This window comes from Streptomyces sp. NPDC058289 (assembly GCF_042880975.1).
Taxonomy (GTDB): Bacteria; Actinomycetota; Actinomycetes; order Streptomycetales; family Streptomycetaceae; genus Streptomyces; species Streptomyces stoeckheimensis.
This window is the reverse complement of the sequence record NZ_JBHVYI010000175.1, coordinates 1-7,302: the sequence shown is the minus strand read 5'-3', so window position 1 is coordinate 7,302 and position 7,302 is coordinate 1. Positions and strand designations below refer to the sequence as shown.

5 protein-coding genes are annotated in these 7,302 nt (G+C 75.3%); 2 read left to right on the top strand and 3 right to left on the bottom strand.

The window, feature by feature from the left end:
- Positions 1–60 precede the first annotated feature (60 nt).
- Both purH and purN read right to left on the bottom strand, forming a co-directional pair.
- Positions 61–1,650: a bifunctional phosphoribosylaminoimidazolecarboxamide formyltransferase/IMP cyclohydrolase gene (gene purH, locus ACFVX6_RS40275; protein WP_389699551.1), complete on the bottom strand. Its 1,590-nt coding sequence runs from the start codon at positions 1,648–1,650 to the stop codon at positions 61–63.
- Positions 1,651–1,682: 32 nt separating this feature from the next.
- Positions 1,683–2,306 carry a phosphoribosylglycinamide formyltransferase gene (purN, locus tag ACFVX6_RS40270; protein ID WP_243333506.1) on the bottom strand — a complete coding sequence of 208 codons (624 nt, stop codon included), beginning with the start codon at positions 2,304–2,306 and terminating at the stop codon, positions 1,683–1,685.
- Positions 2,307–2,568: 262 nt separating this feature from the next.
- Between purN and ACFVX6_RS40265 the strand changes: the two genes are divergently transcribed.
- Complete coding sequence (locus tag ACFVX6_RS40265) at positions 2,569–3,273, top strand: hypothetical protein (protein WP_389699550.1); 705 nt, start codon at positions 2,569–2,571, stop codon at positions 3,271–3,273.
- Between the two features lie 22 nt (positions 3,274–3,295).
- On the opposite strand, the gene ACFVX6_RS40260 is transcribed toward ACFVX6_RS40265, so the two are convergent.
- Positions 3,296–5,029, bottom strand: coding sequence for a DUF6350 family protein (locus ACFVX6_RS40260; protein WP_389699549.1), 1,734 nt, complete (start codon positions 5,027–5,029; stop codon positions 3,296–3,298).
- Between the two features lie 119 nt (positions 5,030–5,148).
- Here ACFVX6_RS40260 and ACFVX6_RS40255 point away from each other — a divergent pair, with 119 nt between their 5' ends.
- Positions 5,149–7,221 (top strand): helix-turn-helix domain-containing protein, encoded by a 2,073-nt coding sequence (locus ACFVX6_RS40255; RefSeq protein ID WP_389699548.1) that lies wholly within the window; start codon positions 5,149–5,151, stop codon positions 7,219–7,221.
- Positions 7,222–7,302: the final 81 nt, after the last annotated feature.

Sequence of the window (7,302 nt, the reverse complement as noted above, 5' to 3'; positions counted from 1 at the left end):
AGGCCGCCCACCGCACTGCTGCGGTGGGCGGCCTTCGCCGTCTGCGGGTGAGCGCCGGGCTCAGTGGAAGAAGTGCCGGGTCCCGGTGAGGTACATCGTCACGCCCGCCGCCTTCGCGGCCTCGATGACCAGCTCGTCGCGCATCGAACCGCCCGGCTGGACCACGGCCTTGATGCCGGCGGCCGTCAGGATCTCCAGCCCGTCCGCGAAGGGGAAGAAGGCGTCGGAGGCGGCGTACGAGCCCTGCGCGCGCTCGGCGCCCGCCCGCTCGACGGCCAGCTTCGCGGAGTCGACGCGGTTGACCTGGCCCATGCCGACGCCGACCGAGGCGCCGTCCTTGGCGAGCAGGATCGCGTTGGACTTCACGGCGCGGCAGGCCTTCCACGCGAAGGCGAGGTCGGCGAGCTCGTCGGCGGAGAGGGCCTCGCCGGTGGCGAGCGTCCAGTTCGCCGGGTCGTCGCCCTCGGCCTGGACGAGGTCGCTCTGCTGGAGCAGCACGCCGCCGGAGATGGGCTTGAGCTCGGCCGGCTGGTGCGGGGTGCCCTCGACCTTCAGCACGCGGATGTTCTTCTTCTTCGCCAGGACCTCGACGGCGCCCGGCTCGAAGTCGGGGGCGACAATGACCTCGGTGAAGATCTCCGCGACCTGCTCGGCGAGCTCGACGCTCACCGGGCGGTTGACGGCGATGACCCCGCCGAAGGCGGAGACCGGGTCGCAGGCGTGCGCCTTGCGGTGGGCCTCGGCGACGTCCTTGCCCACCGCGATGCCGCACGGGTTGGCGTGCTTGATGATCGCGACGCAGGGCTCTTCGTGGTCGTAGGCGGCGCGGCGGGCCGCGTCGGTGTCCACGTAGTTGTTGTAGGACATCTCCTTGCCGTGCAGCTGCTCGGCGTTGGCGAGCCCGCCCGGCCGACCGTCCGTGTACAGCGCGGCCGCCTGGTGCGGGTTCTCGCCGTAGCGGAGGGTGGACTTGCGCTCCCAGGCGCCGGCCAGGAACTCGGGGAGTACGGCAGAGTCCTCGGGGGCTTCCGGGGCGTACGCGTTCGTGAACCAGGAGGCCACGGCCACGTCGTACGCGGCGGTGTGCTGGAAGGCCTCGGCCGCGAGCCGCTTGCGGGCGGTGAGGTCGAAACCGCCGCCCTGGGCGGCGGCGAGCACGGCGTCGTAGCGCGCCGGGCTGGTGACCACGGCCACCGAGGGGTGGTTCTTGGCGGCGGCGCGGACCATCGAGGGGCCGCCGATGTCGATCTGCTCCACGCACTCGTCCGGGGTCGCACCCGACTGGACGGTCGCGAGGAAGGGGTAGAGGTTGACGATCACCAGGTCGAAGGGCTCGACGCCCAGCTCGGCGAGCTGGTTGCGGTGGTCCTCCAGGCGCAGGTCGGCGAGGATGCCGGCGTGCACGCGCGGGTGCAGGGTCTTGACCCGGCCGTCCAGGCACTCGGGGAAGCCGGTCAGCTCCTCGACCTTGGTGACGGGCACCCCGGCGGCGGCGATCTTCGAGGCGGTGGAGCCGGTCGAGACGAGCGCGACACCCGCCTCGTGCAGACCGCGGGCCAGCTCTTCCAGTCCCGTCTTGTCGTACACGCTGATGAGCGCGCGCCGGATCGGGCGCTTCGACGCGGCGAGGTCCTCGCCCTCTGCGGTCACGGTCTCTACGGTCCCTGCGGCCTCTGCGGCGGTCACTGGATTGTTACCTTTCGTCCCTCGATGCGGTAGCCGTGCCGGGCCAGGCGCCCCACGACGTCGACGAGCAGCTCGCGCTCGACTTCCTTGATCCGCTCATGGAGAGCGGCTTCGTCCTCTTCGTCCCTGACCTCGACCACACCCTGGGCGATGATCGGACCGGTGTCCACGCCCGCGTCCACGAAGTGGACGGTGCAGCCGGTGACCTTCGCGCCGTAGGCGAGGGCGTCCCGTACGCCGTGCGCACCCGGGAACGCCGGGAGGAGGGCCGGGTGGGTGTTGACGAACCGGCCGCCGAAGCGGCCGATGAACTCGGGCCCGACGATCTTCATGAACCCCGCCGAGACCACGAGGTCCGGCGCGTGCGCGTCCGTGGCCTCCGTCAGGGCGGCGTCCCACTCCGCACGGCTCGCGTACGCCTTGACCGGGCACACGAAGGTGGGGATCCCGGCCTTCTCCGCGCGCTCCAGGCCGGCGATGTTCTCGCGGTCGGCTCCCACGGCGACGACTTCGGCGCCGAAGCCCTCGGGTCCGCCGGGGTGGGCGTCGATGGCGTCGAGCAGGGCCTGGAGGTTGGTGCCGGATCCGGAGACCAGCACGACCAGGCGGGAGGCGGCCATGGGAGGCCCTTTCTCGTCGAGCGGGGGCGCCTCCCGGCGTGAACCGGGGGCGCGTCGTTCGTCTTGTGTGATCGCATGAAACTTCGGGTCCCCGCTATACGGGGGACCATACGAAGCCACCGACCGCCTGCAACGATACCGGCACACCGGACGGCCCCCGAGGGACGGGGGGACGGGTGGGCGGTAGCGTCTGGCGTACACGCCGTAAACAGGCCTCGGACGTCCCAGCGGCGTCCACGACACAGGGGATGAAACACACCCGATGCCGGACCGCCCCCAGCCCGACCGCCCGACCGACGACAACCCCTTCGCGGCGCCCCCGGAAGGCCGGCCCGATCAGCTCTGGGAGCCGCGCGCCGGCGGTGACGGCGGCGACCCGCAGAACCCCGGGTCGGGACCGGGCGCGGACCCCGGGTCGGGACCGGCTCGCTGGGACCCCACGGACCCGATCCAGCGGCGGGCGCGGTACGCGCTACTGGCCGGCATGTGGGGCTTCTTCTTCGGGGTCTTCGGCATCCCGTCGATGGGGCTGCTGCTGGGCGCGCTCGCCCTGTACTGGGGGATCAGCGCGCTGCGCGGGGTCCCGGTGAAGCCGTCCGGGGACGGGGCGCAGGGGGCACCGCGCACCACGGGCGCCTCGGGCGCCACGGCGGCGGACGTGGGTACGGGTACGGGCCGGGGTGCCGGTACGGATGCGGATGCCGGTGCCGGTGCGGCTCCCGGCGCGGCCCGGGGCGGACTGGCGGCGCTGGGCGCCGCCGCCCGGCCCCAGAGGACGGCGGCGGCGAGCGGCCTGGTGACCGCTTCGCTGGCGATCCTGCTGGCGCTGTCCTCGTACGCGGTGCAGCTCACGTACAAGGACTTCTACGTCTGCAAGCAGGACGCCCTCACCAAGCCGGCCGAGTTGCAGTGCAACGACCTGCTGCCGGACAACTTCATCGGCAAGATGCTCGAGGTCCAGCGGTAGTCGAGCGGTGGCCGAGCAGTGGCTAGTCGATCCGGGCGGCCTCCGGCTCGGGCCGGGCGGCCTGCCCCGGGTCCGTTTCCGATGCCGTTTCCGATGCCGCTGTCGGTCCCGTTTCCGGTCCCGGTGCCGGCTTCCGGCGGGTCAGGACGCGGGCTCCGGTCACCGGCGGGACGAGCGGGGACGGGCTCGGCGGCGCCGTCAGGGGCGATCCTGCCGCTACGAGGGCCCCGGGTGCGGGCGTGAGCGTCGTCGCCGGTGGCGGGTCCGCGGGCAGTGCGGGGAGCGGGATCGGGGTCAGGTCCAGCTTGAGGCCGGGCATGACCAGCACGGGACGCTTCGGCGGTGCGGACACCGGCCGGGCGGCTTCCTCCGGGACCCGGGCCGGGGGCGGCCCGTCGCCCTCCTCCGGTGTGCCGGAGAAGTCCGGGATCAGGGTGCCCGCCGCACGGCGCAGGGCCGCCCAGCGGACCTCGCGCACACCGCTGTCGTGCCAGCCGTCCTCGGAGCCCTCGCCGGCCAGGCCCTTCGCGGGCCGGTTCCGCCAGGCGTGCACGGTGACGGCCAGCGGGACCGCGAGGACCAGGGTCCAGCCCAGGGCCGCCCCGCCCGCCTGCCACCACACGGGGCCGAAGGCGGCCAGCTCCCGGGATCCGAGGGGCCCCGCCGAAGCCGCGGCGAGGGCGGCCGTCGCCAGGGCGCACACCAGGGCGCCCAGGGCCGCCGTGAGCGCGGTCTCCCCGTACGAGACGTCGCGCGCCCGGCGTACCGCGAACCAGCCCACCGCCAGCCCGGCCACCACCGGCACCGCGCCGACGGCCCAGGTCAACGGCGTGCCGGGCCCCTCCGCGGGCAGCGCCGCGAGCAGCGGGAAGCCCGGCAGCGCGGGCGAACCGTCCATGCCGAGCGGGGTCGCAGCGGCTCCGGTGCCCAGCGCGAAGCCGGGACCGAGGGCGTAGGAGGCGCCCCAGACGACGGCGTTCGGGATCAGCGCGAGGGCCAGCAGCAGCACCGCGAAGCGGCCCGACCAGACGCCGGTCAGCGCCGCGAACGAGCCCTGCACCTCCGACCCGTGCCAGGCCAGCGAGGCGCCGACCAGCAGGGCTCCGCCGCCGAGGAGCACCAGTACCCCGCCGGCGCCGGCCCGCAGCGCGAGGGCGTAGCGGGGCCGGGTGAGCCGGCCGGGCAGCTGCCCGAGCGGTCTCCCCCGGGACTCCCAGACCCCGCCGGCGGCGGCGAGGGCGGCCACGACCGGGAGGTGTCGGGCCGCGCTGAGCGGGTCGGCGGGCATCGGCCCGGAGGCGGCGTAGACGACGGCCAGGGCGCCGACCCCGAGGTAGCCGCAGAGCACGGCGGAGAACACCACGCCCGCGGGCAGCGGCTCCGCGCCCCGGTCCTCTTGCGCGGCGCTGCCCAGCCGGGCGGCCCGCCGGATGAGCAGGGCGGGCAGGGCCACCAGCAGCAACGGGGTCAGGCCGACGGGGGCGGGCACCCCGGAGAGGGTCTCGTAGCGGACGAGTTCGGTTCCGTGGGCGAGCAGCCAGAGGCCCGCGGCGAGGTGCAGGGCGCCGCCGGGGCCGCTGTCGGGGTAGGGGGAGCTGATCCACAGCACGATGACGAGCACGGCGAGGAAACCGAGCCCCAGCACTGCGGCGACGGCGCCACCCACGACACACGCGGCGGCCGCCGGTGAACGGCGCCGTACGGGGGCCCTTGGGGGCGTGGGCAACGAGGTCCCGCGTTCGGTCACTTGGGTCACCCCGCCATGGTGCCAACGACACGCGCTATGGGCGGGTAACAGGCGAATGACCGTGGTGTCGCTCAATATACGTTTATGTACTTTTTCGGTCAGGGCGTCCGGGTCGCGGGGAGTGTGGCATGACACAAAGCGTCACGGAGCTGGGCCTCCCCACCCCGAAGGAACGCCGACGCCTGCGCGAAGAGGCCGACCTGACGCACGAAGAGGTCGCGGCGGCAGTGGGCGTCACCCCGAACACGGTCCGCTCCTGGGAGACCGGCCGCACCAACCCCCGGGGCCGCAAGCTGGAGGCCTACTCCAAGCTCCTGACCCGGCTGTCCGCGGACGAGTCCGCGGACTCCGCCCCCTCGGGCCCCACGGCCCGGGCCGACGGCTCGGCGTCCCCGGACGGCCCGGACCGGGGCAAGGGCACGGGTTCCTCCTCGGGTTCCGCCTCGGGTTCCGCCGCGGCAGCCCCCGCGGGCAGCCCGGATCGCGGAGACCGTCCGGACGGCACCGGGGCGGCAGCGGTCGCCGACGGTACGTCCACCCGGCCCCTGCGGCCCGCCTGGGCCAACGGCACCGCCACACCACGGGCCGATGCTCCCGTCGTCGGGGCGTCAGCACTCGGCGCGTCCGCCGCAACCGGCCCCGCCGGGGCGGATGCGGACGCGGCGTCAGCCCGGGGCACCGCGCCCGACAGTCGGCTCGACAGCGCCGCGGAGGACGCCTCCGAGGACGCAGCCGAGGACGCCGGGGCGGCAACCGGCGCCGCTCCCGCGGATGCGGACACGGCGCCGGCCGACGACGCCCCCGAGGGCCGGTTCGGGCTGCGCCTGATGCGCGGACTCACCCGGCCCGTCGGCGCGCAGACCCGGCCCAAGGCCGCCGTCAAGCGCGCCGCGAAGCCCCCCGTCGGGATGCCCCGGCACGAGGCCAAGTCCACGGTCAAGGCCGGGGCCGCCACGGGCGGCCACGGCGGAGGCGGCCGCGCAGCCCTCCGCCCCGGCAGCCCCCTCCCCCCGGGCGCGGGTACGGACACCGCTACGGACACCGGTACGGAGACGGCCCCTGACACCGGCTCGGACGCCGGAGCGCACTCCAGGCCGCGCTCCGGGAAGGCCGCCGAAGCGGGCTCCGAAGCCGCCACCCGGACGGGCGCCACCGGGGCAGACTCCGCGCCCGGATCCGGCGCGGACCCCGCGTCAGCAGCCGCGAAGGCCGCAGGGCCTGACGCCGCGTCGGACTCGACATCGAACTCTGCGCCGAACTCCACGCCGGCCGGCAAGGCCGCCGCAGGACCGGCCGAACCCGAGGGAGACCCCGGCAAGCCGGACGACCCGGCGGGGGAAGCCCGTACCGCCCCCCAGGACGCGCCCGGCGAGGACACCGCCCCGACGCCGTCGGCGATCGACGCCTTCGAGGCCCTCTACGACCGCACCGCCCCCGCCCTGACCCGCCAGGCCTACCTCCTCACCGGCCGCCACACCCTCTCCTGCGAGGCCGTGGAGCACGCCTTCCAGCAGGCGTGGGAGCGCTGGCCCGAGGTCGCCACCGACCCCGATCCGGTCGGGTGGGTGCGCGCGGCGACGTACGAGTACGCGCTCTCCCCGTGGCACCGGTTCCGGCGGGCCCACCGGCACCCCGAGGAGCCCCCGGCCGACCCCGCGGACCGCATCCTCCTGGACGCGATGCTCTCGCTGCCCCCGGCCCACCGCCGCACCGTGCTGCTCTACGACGGCGTCGGGCTGGACCTCCCCGACACCGCCGCCGAGACCGAGGCGTCCACGCCGACCGCCGGCAGGCGGCTCGTCAACGCGCACGCCGACCTCGCCGACCAGCTCCCCGAACTGGACGGCGTACCGCCCGCGAAGCAGTCCGCGGTGCTGCGCGAGCGGCTCGGCACGCTGCGGCCCGCGGTCCGGCTCGAGCCGCGTGCGGCAGCCGCCGTACGGGTGTCCGGCGAGCACCGCAACCGGCGGTGGATGCGTGCGGTGGTCGGGGTGACGGCCGTCATCGCCGCCGCGACCGCCTACACCTGGGTGACCGCTCCGACCGAGTACGAGCCTCCGCGCGCCCCCGGCGCGAGCGTGTCGGGCGTGCCCCCGCACAGCGGCCCGCAGCAGCTCACGGACGAGGGCCGGCAGCTCCACGACAAGCTGCTGTCCGATCCGTCGGCCGGCCCCTCCCGGATCGCACCGAGCCTCGAATAGCGGCCCGGCCGGACGATCCGCGTCCCCGCGTCCCCGCGTACGAAAACGGGCGTGGCCCGCACCCCTCACAGGGTGCGGGCC